This is a genomic window from Saccharopolyspora tripterygii, from assembly GCF_054778355.1.
Genome location: NZ_BAAGZP010000008.1, coordinates 211,211 through 227,972 on the forward strand (window position 1 = coordinate 211,211; position 16,762 = coordinate 227,972).

At 69.6% G+C, this 16,762-nt stretch carries 11 protein-coding genes; 5 read left to right on the top strand and 6 right to left on the bottom strand.

Translation table 11 applies throughout. The features are described 5' to 3' along the window. Nucleotides 1–539: 539 nt before the first annotated feature. Nucleotides 540–1,007 carry a universal stress protein gene (locus tag ACYVF3_RS06390; protein WP_461153260.1) on the bottom strand — a complete coding sequence of 156 codons (468 nt, stop codon included), beginning with the start codon at nucleotides 1,005–1,007 and terminating at the stop codon, nucleotides 540–542. Nucleotides 1,008–1,242: 235 nt separating this feature from the next. Between ACYVF3_RS06390 and ACYVF3_RS06395 the strand changes: the two genes are divergently transcribed. The 4 genes from ACYVF3_RS06395 (at nucleotide 1,243) to ACYVF3_RS06410 (ending at nucleotide 5,795) form a co-directional block, all read left to right on the top strand. Further along, on the top strand, nucleotides 1,243–1,818 hold the full coding sequence (locus tag ACYVF3_RS06395; protein WP_461153261.1) for a hypothetical protein: 576 nt from the start codon (nucleotides 1,243–1,245) through the stop codon (nucleotides 1,816–1,818). A gap of 143 nt (nucleotides 1,819–1,961) precedes the next feature. Beyond that, nucleotides 1,962–2,606, top strand: coding sequence for a tRNA (guanosine(46)-N7)-methyltransferase TrmB (trmB, locus tag ACYVF3_RS06400; RefSeq protein WP_461153813.1), 645 nt, complete (start codon nucleotides 1,962–1,964; stop codon nucleotides 2,604–2,606). 187 nt (nucleotides 2,607–2,793) lie between these two features. Next, nucleotides 2,794–4,002 carry a nitric oxide synthase oxygenase gene (locus ACYVF3_RS06405; protein ID WP_461153262.1) on the top strand — a complete coding sequence of 403 codons (1,209 nt, stop codon included), beginning with the start codon at nucleotides 2,794–2,796 and terminating at the stop codon, nucleotides 4,000–4,002. 461 nt (nucleotides 4,003–4,463) lie between these two features. Next, nucleotides 4,464–5,795, top strand: a complete 1,332-nt coding sequence (locus tag ACYVF3_RS06410; RefSeq protein ID WP_461153263.1) for an amidohydrolase family protein — start codon at nucleotides 4,464–4,466, stop codon at nucleotides 5,793–5,795. A 103-nt stretch (nucleotides 5,796–5,898) separates the two neighbouring features. On the opposite strand, the gene ACYVF3_RS06415 is transcribed toward ACYVF3_RS06410, so the two are convergent. After that, the gene (locus tag ACYVF3_RS06415) at nucleotides 5,899–6,591 is read right to left on the bottom strand and encodes an SDR family oxidoreductase (RefSeq protein WP_461153264.1); all 693 of its coding nucleotides are present in this window, start codon (nucleotides 6,589–6,591) and stop codon (nucleotides 5,899–5,901) included. Nucleotides 6,592–6,722: 131 nt separating this feature from the next. Between ACYVF3_RS06415 and ACYVF3_RS06420 the strand changes: the two genes are divergently transcribed. Beyond that, the gene (locus tag ACYVF3_RS06420; protein ID WP_461153814.1) at nucleotides 6,723–8,015 is read left to right on the top strand and encodes an MFS transporter; all 1,293 of its coding nucleotides are present in this window, start codon (nucleotides 6,723–6,725) and stop codon (nucleotides 8,013–8,015) included. A gap of 240 nt (nucleotides 8,016–8,255) precedes the next feature. On the opposite strand, the gene ACYVF3_RS06425 is transcribed toward ACYVF3_RS06420, so the two are convergent. The 4 genes from ACYVF3_RS06425 to ACYVF3_RS06440 form a co-directional block, all read right to left on the bottom strand. Beyond that, nucleotides 8,256–10,313 (bottom strand): PhoX family protein, encoded by a 2,058-nt coding sequence (locus ACYVF3_RS06425; RefSeq protein ID WP_461153265.1) that lies wholly within the window; start codon nucleotides 10,311–10,313, stop codon nucleotides 8,256–8,258. A gap of 955 nt (nucleotides 10,314–11,268) precedes the next feature. Continuing rightward, the gene (locus tag ACYVF3_RS06430; protein WP_461153266.1) at nucleotides 11,269–13,227 is read right to left on the bottom strand and encodes a PhoX family protein; all 1,959 of its coding nucleotides are present in this window, start codon (nucleotides 13,225–13,227) and stop codon (nucleotides 11,269–11,271) included. 192 nt (nucleotides 13,228–13,419) lie between these two features. After that, the gene (locus tag ACYVF3_RS06435) at nucleotides 13,420–14,643 is read right to left on the bottom strand and encodes an MFS transporter (protein WP_461153267.1); all 1,224 of its coding nucleotides are present in this window, start codon (nucleotides 14,641–14,643) and stop codon (nucleotides 13,420–13,422) included. A gap of 124 nt (nucleotides 14,644–14,767) precedes the next feature. Beyond that, entirely contained in the window at nucleotides 14,768–16,519 is a 1,752-nt protein-coding gene (locus ACYVF3_RS06440) for a HEAT repeat domain-containing protein (RefSeq protein WP_461153268.1), read from the bottom strand. Between the last annotated feature and the right edge of the window lie 243 nt (nucleotides 16,520–16,762).

Here is a 16,762-nt window from a genome sequence, read left to right on the forward strand (position 1 = left end):
TACCGAGCCCGGCCGAGAGTCTGATCACGCCGACCGATAGGATCACCTGCAAGATCGAGCGGTCGCCATCGGCACCCCGATCGCACCGGGTCACATCGGACACGGTGGGTCAGCGAAGGATCACCCGGTGATTCGAGAACGCTGAAGCACAACCAAAGACGACCGACTGCAGTAGCGCTCGGGGGCGCCGGCGGTCGGGACGGGGGAGGGCCCGGGCTGTCATTCGGGGGATGGCCCGGGCCCTGTGCTTTTCTCTTTTCTCTTTTCGCTTTGTCGCGGCCGTTCCTCGGCTCGCCTTCTGTCCTGGGCGTGGTCCTGTTTACGGACACGACTCCGTGGTCATCCTGCTTGGCGGTGCGGGTAGGGGAACCTGAGCGGCGCTGTGGACTCCGCGCGCCACTCCTGATGTATGCCAATACGCGGCGTCGCGGCGTGCTCGCCACAGCGCCGCTCAGAACCCCCGGCGGTGCGCGTTGCTCAGGTGGGGCAAGGAGAAAACGGCTTCGCCGTTTGCCTGACGTGCTCTTGTGGTCTTCTTCTCAGACCTGTGGGCGGACCACCAGTACTGGGCAGGCTGCGTGGCGGACGCATTGTTCGGCTACTGAGCCGAGCATGAGGCCTGCGAAGCCTCCTCTGCCTCTGTGGCCCACCACCAGGAGGTCCGCGCCTCTGGAGGCGGCTAGGAGGGCCTGCGGGGAGGGTGAGTGGACCACGTGGATCTCGGCGGTCACCTTCGGCGGGTCGCCCACCTTGCTCGCGACCAGGTTCGCCGTCTCGCGCTCCACCTCCCGCTGGAAGGCCTCGGTGCTGGGGACCGCGTTCGGCGGGCAGTCGGCGGGGCGGGGAGCCGTGCGCATGCTCCAGGCCCGCACGACGTGCAGCACGGCGTTGCGCCGCTCGGCCTCCTCGCAGGCCACGGTCAGGGCTCGCAGCGACGAGGCGGAGGTGTCGACACCCACCACGACCCCGCCGTTGATCTCCACGCGTTGGAACGTCTGGTCCGGCACGCCTCTACTCCAACCGCCTGGGCTCGTGTTGTCGAGCCAACGTCCACTAGGTCAACCGAACGAGTTTTGTCTGTGATTGCGATCACATTTTACATGGATGTCTCATCCGTCGTTTTGGCTGTGGTAAGGCATTAAGGAGAAGTTGTCCCGCAACCAGCGTCGCTTGGGGGCATGCGCTGGCCGTGGGCGAGTAGTTCGGCTCGCGTCTTTCTCCACACGATGAGGAGTGGGCCACATGCTGTCTTCACAAGAGCCTGCACTGGTCGAGGCAACGCGCGGAGGGAACATCCGCCCCAAGCGCGTCGGCAACGACGTCCAACTGGAACCGGTCCCGCGACTGGAGTGGTCGCTGGCGACCGAAGCGCACCCGCCCGCCACGGAGGCGGCGTCACCCGCGTCCCTCCGCGGCAGCTGGATCCACACCGCGTCCGAGCGCCAGGTCCTGGAGCTGTTCCGCAAGCTCAACGGGGCGAAGCGCAGGCTGCCCGCTCCGTGGTGGCTGCGCGCGCTCGACCGGGGTGACATCGCTTCGCGCGCTGCGGCTTTCGAGGTCGAGGACGAGGTGCACGCCGTCCTCTCCGCCCGGCCCGGATGGGTCTTCGTGCCCTGGGCCGGAATCAGCGAAGCCGGGTACTGGGAGTACGCGCCGTCCGACTACGGCACGGTCAAGATGCCCACCGCGGTCGTCCTGACCGACGAGCACGAGGGCTACCTGAACGTCGTGCCCGCCTACCGGGACGCGGAACCGCTGCCCGTGCCGACCAGTACCGCCACGTTGCTGTCCCTGCTCCCGCAGGTCGAGGCCTGGTGACGTGAGCCATCGCCGGGCCTGCGAGGCCGGGCCTGCACGCGGGGGCTGTCGCCGGTTTGCGATAATTCTTCCTCGTGAGTTCCTCTGACCAGCAGGTTCCGTTCCGCCGCACCGTCGTCAGCTACGTCCAGCGAGGCGAGCGGATGACCGTCGGGCAACAGCGGGCCTGGGACCGCTACTGGCCCGAGCTCGGCTCCGACGTCACCGAGCTGCCCGAGGGGCCGCTGGCCGTCGAGTCCTGGTTCGGCCGCAGCGCCCCGGTGGTGCTGGAGATCGGTTCGGGCATGGGCGAGACGACCGCGCAGCTCGTCGCCGCGCAGCCGGACGTCAACTACCTGGCGGTCGAGGTCTACAAGCCCGGCCTGGCCCAGCTGATGCTGCGCGCCGAGAAGCTGGAGGCCACCAACCTCCGGCTGCTGCGCGGTGACGCCGTCGTGCTGCTGCGCGACCACGTCGAGCCCGGCTCGCTGGACGAGGTGCGGATCTACTTCCCGGACCCGTGGCCGAAGAAGCGCCACCACAAGCGCCGCCTGGTGCAGCCCGGATCGGTCGAGCTGATCACCTCGCGGCTGCGGCCGGGCGGCGTGCTGCACCTGGCCACCGACTGGGAGAACTACGCCGAGCAGATGCTCGAGGTGTGCGAGGCCGAACCGCAGCTGCGCAACCGCTACGCCGACGAGCCCGGCGGCTGGGCTCCGCGGCCCGAGTGGCGTCCGGTCACGAAGTTCGAGAACCGCGCGCACGACGAGGGCCGCGAGATCCACGACCTCATCTACGAGCGGGTCTGACTCCACGTGGACGAACCTTGATCGACCGAGATGTTCACTCGAATGGTCGATCAAGGGATCCGTCAATCGCGTCGAAACTAGTTACATCACGTCATTGACCACTCATTCGTGGCGAGCCAAGATCACCGGAAAGAGGACAGATCACGGGCTGCCGAGTGAGCAGGTTTCACGACTACGTTTGCGCGGCGTGACGGCTATTCGCGAGGAACTCACCCCGAGTCAGACGACCCCGTCGGAATCGGCCGCCGAGGAATTCCTGCGCTCGTTCCACTCCGCCCACTCCGGAGCAGGCTCGCTGCGCGATCGGCTCGCCGAGGTCCGCCGCAGCATCGCCGAGACCGGGACCTACCGGCACACCACCGCCGAGCTCGCCTACGGCGCTCGCGTCGCGCTCCGGGACAGCGGCTGGTGCACCAGCGGCCTGCCCTGGCGGCGGCTGAAGGTCCGCGACCTGCGCGGGCTGCGCAACGCCTCGGCCATCGCCAGCGAGTGCTTCGAGCACCTCCGGCTGGCCACCAACTCAGGCCGCATCCAGCCCCTGGTCACCGTCTTCGCCCCGGACTCCCCCGACGCCCCCGGGCCGCAGATCTGGAACGAGCAGGTCGTCCGCTACGCCGGCTACGCGCTGGCCGGCGGCGGCGTGCTCGGCGACGCCCGCTACCAGGGCTTCACCTCGCAGGCGCAGCGCCTCGGGTGGAAACCCCCGGCCGAGCGCGGGCGCTTCGACCACCTGCCGCTGGTCGTGGAGACCCGGCACGAGGGCGTCAAGCTCGCCCCGGTGCCGCGCGACGTCGTCCAGGAAGTGCCGCTGGAGCACCCCGACTACCGCTGGTTCGAAGAGCTCGGACTGCGCTGGCACAGCGTTCCGCTGATCAGCAACATGCAGCTGACCATCGGCGGGATCCGCTACCCGGCGGCACCGTTCAACACCTGGTTCGTGGGCACCGAGATCGGCACCCGCGGCCTGGCGGACGACAACGCCTACGGCCAGACCCGGCAGGTCGCCGAACGCCTGGGCATGGACACCTCGACCGAACGCAGCCTGTGGCGGGACCGGGCGATCGTCGAGATCAACCGGGCCGTCCTGCACTCCTTCGACGCCGCCCGCGTGACCATCACCGATCACCACAGCGAAGCCCTGCACCGGCTCGAGTGGCTGCGCGCGGGACGGCGTCCCAGCGGTTCGGCGCCGGCGTTCACGGTGAGCAGGACCGCGGCCCACCGGGCCAGAAGCGGAGCGGACGATCCACCAGCGCCGGAGGCGCGGGTAACCGGGCGCCGAGCGCCGGTCGCGCCTGAGCAGGCCGCGTCTCCAGAAGGGCGAAATCGGCCCCGCTACGACGTTCTGGCCCGGATGAGCCGCCGGTGTCTGGGCACGGACCTGCCCCAGGACTGAAGCGGCCGGTGCTCTCGCCGTGATTGCCGTTCTCCAGCAGATCCGGCAGCACCGAGCTCAGCGCCATCAGCAGCAACGCCAGCATGGCGATCGCGGCGGCGATTGCGGTCATCGTCGTTTCGAACATGGTGAACCTCCCCGACTCGGGTTCGTCATTCCCAGCGTGGCTGTTGCCAGGGCCTGCGCGGATCGGCCAGCCGGGGATGTTTTCCCTGATCATTCGGTTGGCCCATCGGGGTCCTGCCCTAAGGGGCGGGGCCTCGCTGCGGCCTGGTTCCAGGTTCGTCCACCAGGCCGGAAACCGGTATCGGCCCGCAGGCCAGCGATCAGGGCTCGGAGATCAGCCCATCGGCCAGCGCGCCGTCGACCTTTCGGCCAACGCCGGAGGCGGTGAGCTGGGCGGTCGGGGCCACGGCGCCGAGGTCGTCCGAGCGTGGAAAGCGGTGCGGCAGAATGCCGTCATGCCGACCGCACTCCGCCTGCACGCACCGATGGTCCTGCCCTGCGACCCGACCTGCTCGGTCATCCGGGACGCCGTGGTGGACGTCGAGGACACCGGCCGCATCAGCTACTGCGGGCCCAGACAGGGCGCACCGGAACGCCCGAACGACGCCGTCGTCCGGGAGTGCGTCGGGATCCTGCTGCCCGGTCTGATCAACGCGCACGCCCACAGCCCGATGACGCTGCTGCGCGGCATGGGCGCGGATCTCCCGCTGCTGCGCTGGCTCAACGAGGTCATCTTCCCGGCCGAGGCCAGGCTGCGGCCGTCCGACGTGCGGGCGGGGATGGAGCTGGGCTGCGTGGAGATGCTGCGCGCGGGCATCACGACCAGCGCCGAGATGTACTTCATCGCCGAGTCCATGGTCGAGGCGACGCTGGCGGTGGGATCCCGCGCGGTGCTGGCCTCCGCCGTGATCGACACCCCGGCGCTGGAGGCGCTCGGTGGCTGGCGCGGTGCCGTCAAGACCATCGACCGCTGGATCGACGCCGACGGCCTGCGCTTCGGCCCCGGCGAGCGCGTCGAGCTCGCCTACGGCCCGCACTCGGCCTACCTGCTGCCCACCGAGGCCCTGCAGACCATCGGCGAGTCGGCGCAGCAGCGCAACGCCCTCGTGCACACCCACGTCGCCGAGACCCTCACCGAGGACGTCGTCCAGCGCGAGGAGTACGGCTCGGTTCCGGCGCTGCTGGACAAGCTCGGCGTGCTGGAAGGCCGCGTCGTGGCGGCGCACGGCGTGCACCTCAGCGACGAGGACATCGCGCTCTTCGCGCGTCGCGGCGTCGGCGTCGCGCACTGCCCGGGTTCCAACGCCAAGCTCGCCTCCGGCACCGCACGGCTGGTCGAGCTGCTCAGCGCCGGTGTCCCGGTGGGGCTGGGCACCGACGGGCCGTCCAGCAACGACGACCTCGACCTGTGGGAAGAGGTGCAGCTCGCGGGCCTGCTCGCGCGCACCGTGACCGGCGACGCGACCGCGCTCAGCGCCCGGGCGGCGCTGCTGGCCGCGACCCGGGGTGGCGCCGAGGCGCTCCACCGCGACGACATCGGCGTGCTGGAACCTGGCCGGTGGGCTGACATCGTGCACCTCGACGTCGACAACCCGGCGTTCGCAACGGGTCTCGACGCACCCGACGAGCAGGTGCTGTCCAACGTGGTGTGGGCGGCGGGTTCTCGCAGCGTGCGGGACGTGTGGGTGGCCGGCGAGGAGGTCCTCAGCGACCGGGAACCCACCCGCGTCGACCGCCGCACGGTCCAGGCCGCGGCCCGCACCGCCGCCCAGCACGTCAGGGGTTGAGTGGTGGGGAAGTTTTCATGAAAACTTCCCCACCCACCGAACCAACCGGGTCAGGACACGAATGAGCCCCGGACCGCGCAGGTCCGGGGCTCGGTGTGGAAGATCAAGCAGCGGCGGGGCGCACGATGATCTCGGTGAGGTGCGAGTCCGGCGTGGCGTGCACGGCCGAGATGATCGGCCGGGCGACGGACTCGGGGCGCAGGTAGCGGTCGGCCTCGAAGGCTCCGCCTTCCTGCTCGCGGACGGTGCGCTGCATGTCCGTCGCGGTCCTGCCGGGGAACACCGAGGTCACGCGCACGCTGTTGGTGGCTTCCTCGGCCCGCAGGACGTCGGCGAACGCGCGCAGCGCGAACTTGCTGGCCGAGTAGGCGCCCCAGTTCGGCTTGGGGTTCAGGCCGGAACCGGAGTTCACCAGCACCACGTGCCCCTTCGAGGCGCGCAGCTGCGGCAGCAGCAGGCGGGTGAGCTCGGTGACGGCGAAGAGGTTCACCTCGAAGGTGCGCCGCCAGGAATCGCCGGTGGCGTCGGCGATGGTGTTGAGCTCGACGAGTCCGGCGCAGTGCACCAGGACGTCGACGCGCTCGATGTCGGTCGCGGCGTCGGCCAGCGCGGCTTGGTCGGTCAACTCGACCGGCCACGCGCGGGCGGCGCCCGGTAGTTCGTCGATCAGGGACTGGATGGCGTCGGTGTCGCGGCCGCCCAACAACAGGTCATGTGTGGTGGACAGCTCACGCGCGACCGCGGCCCCGATGCCTCGTGAGGCGCCGGTGACCAGGGCAATCGGGCGTTCGGGCATGTCTTTAACGCTACAGGTGGCGCATTTCACGCAGGTCACCGGCCGTCCCATCCTCCGGTCCGGTCTTGACCGGGTGGGTGGCGGGCGCGTATGCCCTTCCGGTGAGCAGCGCCAACGTCGTCTCCGCCGAGATGCAGAACCGGATCCTGCGCAAGGTCGCGGTCCGGTTGATGCCCTTCTTGTGCCTCCTGTACTTCGTCAACTACCTGGACCGCGTGAACATCGGTTTCGCCGGGCCGAACGGGATGAACGACGAGCTGGGCATGACCGCGACGGTCTTCGGCTTCGCCTCGGGGATCTTCTTCCTCGGCTACCTGGTGCTGGAGGTGCCGAGCAACCTCGCCCTGCACCGCTTCGGCGCCCGCAAGTGGCTGGCTCGGATCATGATCACCTGGGGGATCGTCGCCACCGTCATGGCGTTCGTGCCCAACGCGACGACGCTGGTGGTGCTGCGATTCCTGCTGGGCATCGCCGAAGCCGGGTTCTTCCCGGGCATCATCCTGTACCTGACGTACTGGTTCCCGGCCGTGCAGCGGGCCAAGGCGGTCGCGCTGTTCATGGCCGCCGTCCCCGTCTCCAGCGCCATCGGCGCGACCGTCTCCAGCGCGTTGATCAGCAGCGGGCACGGACTCCTCGGCCTGTCCGGCTGGCGGTTCATGTTCCTGGTCGAGGGCGTGCCGGCGATGCTGCTGGCGGTGGCCACCTGGTTCTTCCTGACCGACCGGCCGGAGCAGGCCACGTGGCTCGAGGCCGAGGAGCGCGAGTGGCTGTCCGGCCAGCTGGAGGCCGAGCGCGCCGAGACCGAGTCGGCGCACGCGTGGCCGCTGCGCAAGGCGTTGACGCACCCGCGGATCCTGGCGCTGGCGTTCGTCTACTTCGGCATCGCCTACGGCCTGTACGCGCTGGGCTTCTTCCTGCCCACGATCGTCAACGGCTTCGAGCAGCAGTACGGGACCGAGCTGTCGACGATGGAAACCGGCCTGGTCACGGCGGTTCCGTACGTGATCGGTGCGGTGGCGATGGTGATCTGGGCGGCGCACGGCGACCGCACCCGCGAGCGGGTGTGGCACGTTGCGCTGCCGATGCTGCTCGGCGGCGTGTCCATCCCGATCGCGCTCTACCTGGGCAACCCGTTCATGGCGATGGTGGCGGTGACGATCTGCGCGGTTGGCGTGTGCGCCGCGCTACCGACCTTCTGGGCGCTGCCCAGCAACTTCCTCGCCGGCGCCGCGGCGGCGGGCGGCATCGCGCTGATCAACTCGCTGGGCAACATCAGCGGTTTCGCCGCCCCGTACATCACCGGAGCCCTGGCCGACGTCACCGGATCCCAGCGCACCGGCCTCTGGGTGGTCGGCATCGTCATGATCGCCGCAGCTCTCACGGTCATCGCGCTCCGCGCCGCCCCCGCGCAACGCCAGGACTGACCTCGAACTCCACCCGAGCCAGGGTGATCCCAATTTCGCGCGAAATTGGAATCACCCTGGCTCGAGAACGTCCCCTGAACTGCGAAGACTCGCCCGAGCACGGGGGAGGATCCCAATTTCGCGCGAAATTGGGATGCCCCGGGGGTGCCCCCGCGCAACGCCAGGGCCGACCTCCGGGCCCGAGAGCGCAACGAGGGTCCCTGGCCGTGTGGCCGGGGACCCCCGCGCTCGCAAGGTGGATCAGCCGCGGCCGATCTCACCGCCGTCTTCTCGCCAGATCGCCACGACCGACGGACGCGGCTGCGAGGTGCCGCCGTCCGGCCAGTGCGATCCGGGGTTCTCCGCGCTGTGCCCGTCGAGCTCGCCCGGGTGCTGCACCGACACGGTCACCAGCTTGTCGCGCACCACGGGGCCGCAGGTCTCGGCGCCCTTGGGCACGGTCAGGAACTGCTTGACGAAACCGCGCTCCGGCCCGTCGACCGGCACCGCGAACAGTCCGTCGTTGGAGTCCAGCTCGTTGCCGTCGGTGGAGATCCACAGGTTCCCGTGGCGGTCGAAGGCCACGTTGTCCGGGCACGAGATCGGGCTGACCTTCGTCTTGTCGAACCCGCCGAAGTAGGTGCCCGCGTCGTTCGGGTCGCCGCACACCAGCAGCAGCTTCCAGCCGAAGCGGGTGCCCGTGGTGTCGTCGTCGACCTCCAGCACGTGACCGTGCTTGTTGCCGACGCGCGGGTTCGCCTCGTCCGGAGCGGCGTTGCCCTCGCTGCCGCGGTTGCTGTTGTTGGTCAGTGCGCAGTAGACCTTGCCGTTGACCGGGTTGGGCTGGATGTCCTCGGGCCGGTCCATCTTCGTCGCGCCCACCTGGTCGGCGGCCAGCCGCGTGAAGACGTAGACCTCCTCGGCCGTGAAACCGGGGACGAACGACTCGTCGCCGCTGGCCAGCGGGATCCACTCGCCGATGCCGTCGAACTCGCCGTCGGAGGGAAGCTTCCCGGTGCCGTCGATCTCGCCCGCCGGGCTGTTGCCGGTGAACTTCGCGACGTAGAGCGTGCCGTCGTCGAGCAGGGTCATGTTGTGCCTGCGCGCCAACGCGCTGGTGCCCTGCTTGACCTTGCCGTGGGAGACGAACTTGTAGATGTAGTCGAAGCGCTCGTCATCACCGGTGTAGGCCACCGCGCGGCCGTCGTCGGCGATCTGGATCGCCGCGCCCTCGTGCTTGAAGCGGCCGAGGCCGGTGTGCTTGATCGGGGTGGAGGACGGGTCGTGCGGGTCGATCTCGACGATCCAGCCGAACCGGTTGACCTCGTTGGGTTCCTGCGCGATGTCCCAGCGCTTGTCGAAGCGCTCCCACTTGCGGGTGCTGGCCATCCCCTCGATGCCGTAGCGGCCGAGGCGCTCCTTGGCGACCGGGTCGGTGACCGCGTCGGCGTTGGCGAAGTACTGGTTGAAGTTCTCCTCGCCGGACAGGATCGTGCCCCACGGCGTGAGGCTGCCCGCGCAGTTGTTCTGGGTGCCGAAGACGGTCGTGCCGGTCGGGTCGACCGAGGTCTTCAGCAGGTCGCTGCCGGCGGCGGGCCCGCGCAGTTCGAACGGGGTGTTGAGGGTGATGCGCCGGTTGTAGCGGCTGGATGCCGGGGTGAGGCTGCCGTCGTCCTGGCGCTTGACGAGCACCACCGAAAGACCGTGCGCGGCCCAGGCGATGCGGGCCTGCTCCTCGGTGGGGTTGTTCTCGTCGTAGCCGAGGAACATGTGCTCCTCGGTGGTGTACTCGTGGTTGCACACCAGCAGGTGCTCGGAGCCGGTGCGGTCGAGGGCGATGAGCTCGGCGAAGTCGTTGTTGTAGCCGAACTGCTTCTCCTGCGCGGCCGAGCTCTGGTTGGCGAAGTCGAACTCGGGGGCGCCCTCGACGACCGGATCGCCCCAGCGGATCACCACGCCCTGCCGGTAGCCGTCGGCGATGACGACGGCGTCTTCGGTGTTCGGCGACACCGGCGCGAAGTCGGTGCCGGGCACGGCGCCGCGGGTGGGAACCGGTCGGGGCGCGGCGGCTGCGGTGCCCTGGAGCGCGGCGACGCCGCCGACGGTCAGCGCGAGCGCGCCGGTGGCCTTGAGCGCGCTCCGGCGGCTGAGCACGGACTCGACGATGTCACCGAAGTAGGCGTTGCCGGAGGTGTTCGGCGCCTCGTGCTGGCAGGCGTTGCCGCAGCGGTACTTGCAGGTGATCGAGGAACGGCTGGCGCTGTGGTGGGATGCGAGAGGGAGCGGGATGACCCGCCCGCTGTCCGGTCGGGAAGACAAGCGGACCTCCATGGGATTGGTCGGAACACTCGAACGCTAGTCAGATCGGGCGATGTCCCCGGTACGTCCGGGTGAACAAGAACCGAACAAGCAACGCAGAGTCGTCTACGTCGCCCCGACACCACCGCACCCCCGGCATCACCAAGCCGAACCGAGCACCACCGCACGGAACGGCGCCGAGTGCCCGTGGCGCTGGAGCTCCTCACCCCCGGGCAGTTTTGGTCCGAACCGTCCATGATCGAAGACCGTTTTGCCCGGTCAGTTCGGACCAAAACTGCCCGGGGCCCTGCGGGCCGGGTGGGGCGGGGAAATTCGGTTTCGGGGTTCGGCGGCCGCCGGTAGCTTTGTCGACATGGGGCTTTGTTCCGCTGCCTTCTTCATCCGGCCTCGTTCCGCCTAGGCGGAACGGCCGATCAGATCGCGTCGCCGTTCGCGTCCGGGTCTCGACACCGGCGCGCGGTTGATGCTGCGGAAGTTCACCGCCGACCTGCGCGCGCGAGACCCGGATTCCCGTCCGGCTCGCGATGCAGGAGCAGTCCCATGTCTTCACGCCGCAGGTCGGCGCGCGATCGCGCGCGCCGCAAACTCGGCCAGAACTTCCTGATCAACCTCGACGCGGCTCGTCGCATGACGCGCGCGTTGACGCCCTCGCGGGAACCCGTCGTCGAACTCGGCGCATCTCCCGGCGTCGGCTCCTCCCTGCGGAGCGCAGAACCGACTACCAATCGTTCGCCGTGGCGTCTACCAGGCGAAGGGCCGATCGCTCACCGAGATGATCCGCAACGCCACCGGCCACCACCTCCGCGACCTGCCACCTCTGCCGAAAGACCTGGAACCCCAGGCCTGGGTGCGGCTCTACGAGCGGATCGGCCGCTGAGACGCGGGGTTTCGCGGGCCGAGAGCCGCGAGACCCTCACGGTCTCGCGGCTCCCGGATTCGTGGCGGGGCTCTGCGATCAGCGCCAGACCGCGACCACCGAGGGGCGGGGTTGGGTTGTTCCTCCGTCGGGCCAGTGGCTGACGGGGTTGTCGGCGTTGGCGCCGTCCAACTCGCCCGGGTGTTGCGCGGACACCAGGACCAGGTCGTCCTTGATCACCGGGCCGCAGGCCTCGGCGCCTCGGGGGACGCTCAGGAACTGCTTGACGTGACCGCGTTCCGGGCCTTCCAGCGGGACGGCGTAGAGACCGTCGTTGAAGCCGAGAGCGGCGCTGGAGTCTGTGGTGATCCAGAGGTTGCCCTGGCTGTCGAAGGCGACGTTGTCCGGGCAGGTGATCGGGCTGACCTGCGACTTGTCGTACCCGCCGAAGTAGGTCGACGGGTCGGCGGGGTCGCCGCAGACCAGCAGCAGCCGCCAGCTGAACCGCACGCCGGCCGGGTCGTCGTCGAGCTCCATGACCTGGCCGTGCTTGTTGGTGTTGCGCGGGTTCGGCTCGTCGGCGGGCGCCTCGCCTTCGGTGCCGCGATCGGAGTTGTTGGTCAGCGCCGCGTAGACGCGCCCGGTCGTGGGGTGCGGCTGCACGTCCTCGGGCCGATCCATCTTGGTGGCGCCTGCCCTGTCGGCGGCCAGGCGGGCGAAGACGTAGACCTCTTCGGCGCTCATCCCGTCGACGAAGCTGGTGTCGTTGTGGGCCAGCGGGATCCACTCGCCGACGCCGTCGAACTCGCCGTCGGAGGGCAGCTTCCCGGTCCCGTCGATCTCGGTCGGGTTGTCGCCGGTGAACTTCGCGACGGACAGGGTTCCGGAGTCCAGCAGCGAGGTGTTGTGCCGGCGAGCGAGTCCGCTGCTGCCGGGCTTCATCTTCTCGTCGGAGACGAACCGGTACATGTACTCGAACTTCTCGTCGTCGCCCATGTACGCCGCGACGCGGCCGTCGTCGAGGAGGCGGATGTTGGCGCCCTCGTGCTTGAAGCGGCCGAGCGCGGTGTGCTTGACCGGGGTGGAGGTCGGGTCGTGCGGGTCGAGCTCGATGATCCAGCCGAACCGGTTGGGCTCGTTGACCTGCTGAGACAGGTCCCAGCGCGGGTCGAACCGCTCCCACTTGCGGTCGGTCGCGTCGCCGGTGATCCCGTAGCGCGCCAGGCGTTCCCGGGTGACGGGGTCGGTGACGCCGTCGGCGTGGGCGAAGTACTGGTGGAAGTTCTCCTCGCCGGACAGGATCGTGCCCCACGGGGTGACACCACCGGAGCAGTTGTTCATGGTGCCCAGCGACCGCGTGCCGGTGGCGTCCGCGGGGGTTTTCAGCAGGTCGCTCCCGGCGGCGGGTCCGCGCAGCTCGAACGGGGTGTTGAGGGTGATCCGCCGGTTCAGCGGGTCGATCACGGGTTTCCGGTCCTCCAGCACGACCACCGAAAGCCCGTGCGCGGCCCAGGAGATCTTCGCCTGCTGCTCGGTCGGGTTCTCCGGGTCGTATCCGCGGAAGACGAACTCCTCGGTCACGTACTCGTGGTTGTTGACCATCAGCCTGCGCCCGTCGGGCAACGGCAGCAGCGCGCAGAAGTCGTTGTTGTAGCCGAACTGGCGCTCTTGCGCTTCCGGGGTCTGGGCGTCGAAGTCGAACTCGGGGGCACCGGGCAGGATCGGGTCGCCCCAGCGGATCACGATCTCCTGCTGGAACCCCTCCGGGATCACCACGGCGTCCTCGGTGTTGGGCCGGATCGGGACGAAGTCCAGACCCGTCGCGGCGGCGGCTTCACGGGAGGCGAGCGCGGGGACGGCGAGCGCGGCGGAGGCCACCGCGCCTGCCTTGAGCAGGCCGCGGCGGCTCAGGACCTGCCCCAAGACCTGCCCGAAGTAGGTGTTGTCCGACGTGTTCGGTGGATGTTCGGCGCATTGGTCACCGCACCGGTACCGGCAGGTGACGCGGGCACGTCCGCCGGTGTTGAGCAGCGGTAGGAGTCGACGTTCGGGAGCCACTGGGACCTCCAGGCTGTTCGAGAACGGCTTGGAGCGTAAGCGAAGGTGACCAGCGCGCAACCTATTGGCGAACATTGGGCGACAACGCGAAAGGACGTTGTGCGGGCGTTGGTGTGCCGGTGTGCGGATGGGGTGGGGAAGTTTTCATGAAAACTTCCCCACCCCCACGACGTCCTCCAGGTCGTCGCCTGATCAGACCTCTTCGCCCACCGCGGCGGCCTCGGCCGGGACCTGGTGCCGGTCGGCCTTGGTGCGCAGGTCGGTGACCAGCAGCAGCGCGGCGATCACGCACAGGGCCGCGCCGACGCCGAACGGCGCGTGGTCGGACCCGAACCAGGTGGCGACGTGGCCGACCAGGGTGGCGGCCGCGGCGCCGCCGAGCCAGCGGCAGAAGTTGTACCCGGCGCTGGCGACCGGCCGCGGCGCGTTGCTGACGCTCATCGCCGAACCGGTGAACAGCGTGTTGAGCAGGCCGGAGGCCAGGCCGCTGAGGATCACGCCGACGACCACGACGGGCTTCGTGCCGAACGCCATGACGCCGAGGATCACCGCGTAGAGCAGCACGGCGATGATCGTGCCGCCGACCTCGCCGAAGCGGGCCGCGAGCTTAGGCGCGAGCGTCACGCCCGCGACCGCGACGCACAGGCCCCAGCCGAAGAACACCAGTCCGACGGCGATCGCGCCGAATTCCAGGACGAAAGGAGACCAGGCCAGCACGATGAAGAAGCTGGCGGTGTAGAACGCCGATCCCAGTGAGGTGCGCAGCAGTCCGCCGTGCTTGAGCGCCTTGATCGGATCGAGGATGCCGATCTTGGCGCGGGTCGAGCGGTCGCCGTCGGAGGGCAGGAAGCCGGCGGAGAGGATCAGCGCGACGGCCATCAGCGCGGCGGTGCCCGCGAACGGGCCGCGCCAGGAGATGTCGCCGAGCAGCGCCCCGAGCAGCGGACCGGTCGACAGGCCGATGCCGAGCGCCGCCTCGTACAGCAGGACCGCGGCCTGCTGACCGCCCGAGGCGGCGCCGACGATCACCGACAGCGCGGTGGCGATGAAGAACGCGTTGCCCAGGCCCCACACCGCGCGCAGCGCGACGAGCTGGCCGATGGAGCTCGCCAGCGCGCACGCGATGGTTGCCAGCACGATCAGCACGAGGCCGGTGATCACCGTGCGCTTGGGCCCGTAGCGGGCGCTGAAGGCGCCGGTGACCAGCATGGCCACGACCTGAACGCCCAGGTAGGACGAGAACAGCAGGGTGACCTGCTCCGGTCCGGCGTTCATCGCCTGGGCGATGGACAGCAGGATCGGGTCGACCAAGCCGATGCCCATGAAGGCGATGACCGCCGCGAACGCGGTGATCCACACCGCCTTCGGTTGTCCCTTGAAGACGTCGAGTAACCGAACTTCGTGCCCGGCGCTCATCGCCACGCCACCCCTCATCAACGGCGTCGGCAGCTGCGGTCGCGGCTGCTCCCAGTCAATTCGTTCGCAATGCTAAACAATTCTCTTTAGCAGAACAAACGGACATGAGCAGCGTCACCGCGCGTCAGGCGTCCAGCGCGTTCCTCGCCGCCGCCGAGACCTCCTCGACCTCGTGGTTCTCCGCGATCGCCGACAGCAGCGCGTTGGCGTACGCGTGCTCGCTGGAGGCCAGGTCGCCGACCATGCGTAGCTGCTCGTCCTCCGGCTGAGCCGCGAAGTCGCCGATGAACAGCCCCACGTCCGTCTCCAGGACCACGGCCATCGCGTCCACGCCGACCAGCAGCTGGTCGCCCTCGCGCGACACCTGCTCGCCGGTGGCCGACTCCAGCCACATCCGGACCGCCGGACCGCACACCGCGTCGTCGACGACCGCGCGCGCAGCCGTGACGCCCTCCTCGCCGGTCTGCTCCAGCAGCGCCAGCGCGGGAAGCCGGACCACCGGGTCGTCCACCAGCTCCAGCAGCGCGGTCAGCTCCTCGGCCGCCTGCTGCGCACCCCGGTCCTCGATCCAGCTCGCCGCCAGCGCCTGCTGGGCCGGAGGTGGGGACGCGGCGAACAGGAGCACCGCCAGCTCCGCCGGGGCCAGGCGCAGCGACTCCATCGTGGGAACGTGGAAGCCGAACGCCCGCAACGACTCCCGCGCCGCCCACACTCCCGCGGGCAGCAGCTCCACGTAGGTCGTGAACGGGAGCTCGGCGCTCTCCTGCTCGGTCGCGGGCCTGGTGCGCAGCGCGTTCATCGACTCCCACTGCTCGACGATCCGCGTCACCAGCTCCGTCACCGGGTTCTGGTCGTCGGCGTCCAGCACGTCGGCGGCCGTGAACGCCACGATCTCCAGCGGGATCGGCTCGCCGGCCCCGTAGAGCACGCTGAGCACCGACTGGACCAGGTCCGGCAGCTTGTCCTCGTCGTCGTCCTCGTCACCGGCGATCGCGTCGAGCCCGTCGCGGAAGGCGTCGTCGAGCAGCACGAAGCTCTGCCACAGCTTCGTCCACACCAGCTCCGGCTGGGCCAACAGCGGCGCCGCGATCAGCGTCGGGGCCAGCTGGTCGCCGTGGGTCCGCAGCAGACCGGCGCGCTGCGCCCACTCCAGCAGCAGCCCGGCCGTGCCTGCGTCGCTGCCCAGGGTCGCGGCGAGCTTCTCGACATCGCCCTCACCCGCGTGCTCCACCACCGAGCGGATGCGGTCGATGATCGGAGCGCTCGCCGCGATCTCGCGGTGCGGCTCGTCCTCGGCCAGCTCCACCGGGCTCAGCCACACCTTCGGCTCCGGGGTCGGCTCGGCGGCCTCGCGCGAGGCGATCTCGTCGGCGGTGTCCTGGTCGACGTCGAGCTCACCGGCGTCGACGGCGTCGTGGAACGCCTCCACCGCGGCGTCGTCGGAGTCGTCGACCCCCAGCTCTCGCATGGTGATCGTCCAGAACTTCTCCGAACCCCACTCGCTCGGATCGGCCATCGCCCGCAGGTAGGCGGGAGTGGCCACGTCGACCGCCTCGTGCAACGCCGACACCGCATCGTTCGAGGTCAGCAGGCGCTCATCGGCGAGGAAGTCGAGCCAGCGGTGCAGCAGTTCCGGTGCCGCCGACCAGTCGTCGGTCAGAACCGCGCGCCGTGGCACCACCTCGGTCAGCACTCGCTGCAGGTCGTCCTCGCACCAGTGCGCGAGCATCCCGTCAGCGAGGACCTTGTCGTCGAGCAGCAGCTCGAGCAGCTCCGCCGAGCCGAGCTCGGGGTGGCGGCGGGTGAAGCGGTTGATCAGTTCGGCGGAGGCCTCGTCGAAGCGTTCCTGCTCGCCGTGGATGAAGACGGTGCGCATGGCGACCCCATTCGCTCACGTGTGCGGATCTCGTTGCTCAAGGTTAGAGACAACCCGAAGCGCGTCCGCGGAGCGAGGGCGGGGTCGTGCACTCGTGTCGTGATCGCTTGATCGGGTGAGGTCAGTGCCAGATCGCCGCTGCCGGCACGACCCCGAGCACTCCCCACCCCAGTCCGGCCGGCACCGATCCGACCACGTTGAGCAGGCCGAGCAGCCGGTCGTCACCGCCCAGTTCCGTGAGTG

Excerpts from the sequence above, each read along its gene's own strand:
- ACYVF3_RS06415 (WP_461153264.1), bottom strand. The coding sequence starts at position 6,591 with ATGCCCGAACGCCCGATTGCCCTGGTCACCGGCGCCTCACGAGGCATC.
- trmB (WP_461153813.1), top strand. The coding sequence starts at position 1,962 with ATGACCGTCGGGCAACAGCGGGCCTGGGACCGCTACTGGCCCGAGCTC.
- ACYVF3_RS06410 (WP_461153263.1), top strand. The coding sequence starts at position 4,464 with ATGCCGACCGCACTCCGCCTGCACGCACCGATGGTCCTGCCCTGCGAC.
- ACYVF3_RS06435 (WP_461153267.1), bottom strand. The coding sequence starts at position 14,643 with ATGAGCGCCGGGCACGAAGTTCGGTTACTCGACGTCTTCAAGGGACAA.
- ACYVF3_RS06395 (WP_461153261.1), top strand. The coding sequence starts at position 1,243 with ATGCTGTCTTCACAAGAGCCTGCACTGGTCGAGGCAACGCGCGGAGGG.
- ACYVF3_RS06440 (WP_461153268.1), bottom strand. The coding sequence starts at position 16,519 with ATGCGCACCGTCTTCATCCACGGCGAGCAGGAACGCTTCGACGAGGCC.
- ACYVF3_RS06420 (WP_461153814.1), top strand. The coding sequence starts at position 6,723 with ATGCAGAACCGGATCCTGCGCAAGGTCGCGGTCCGGTTGATGCCCTTC.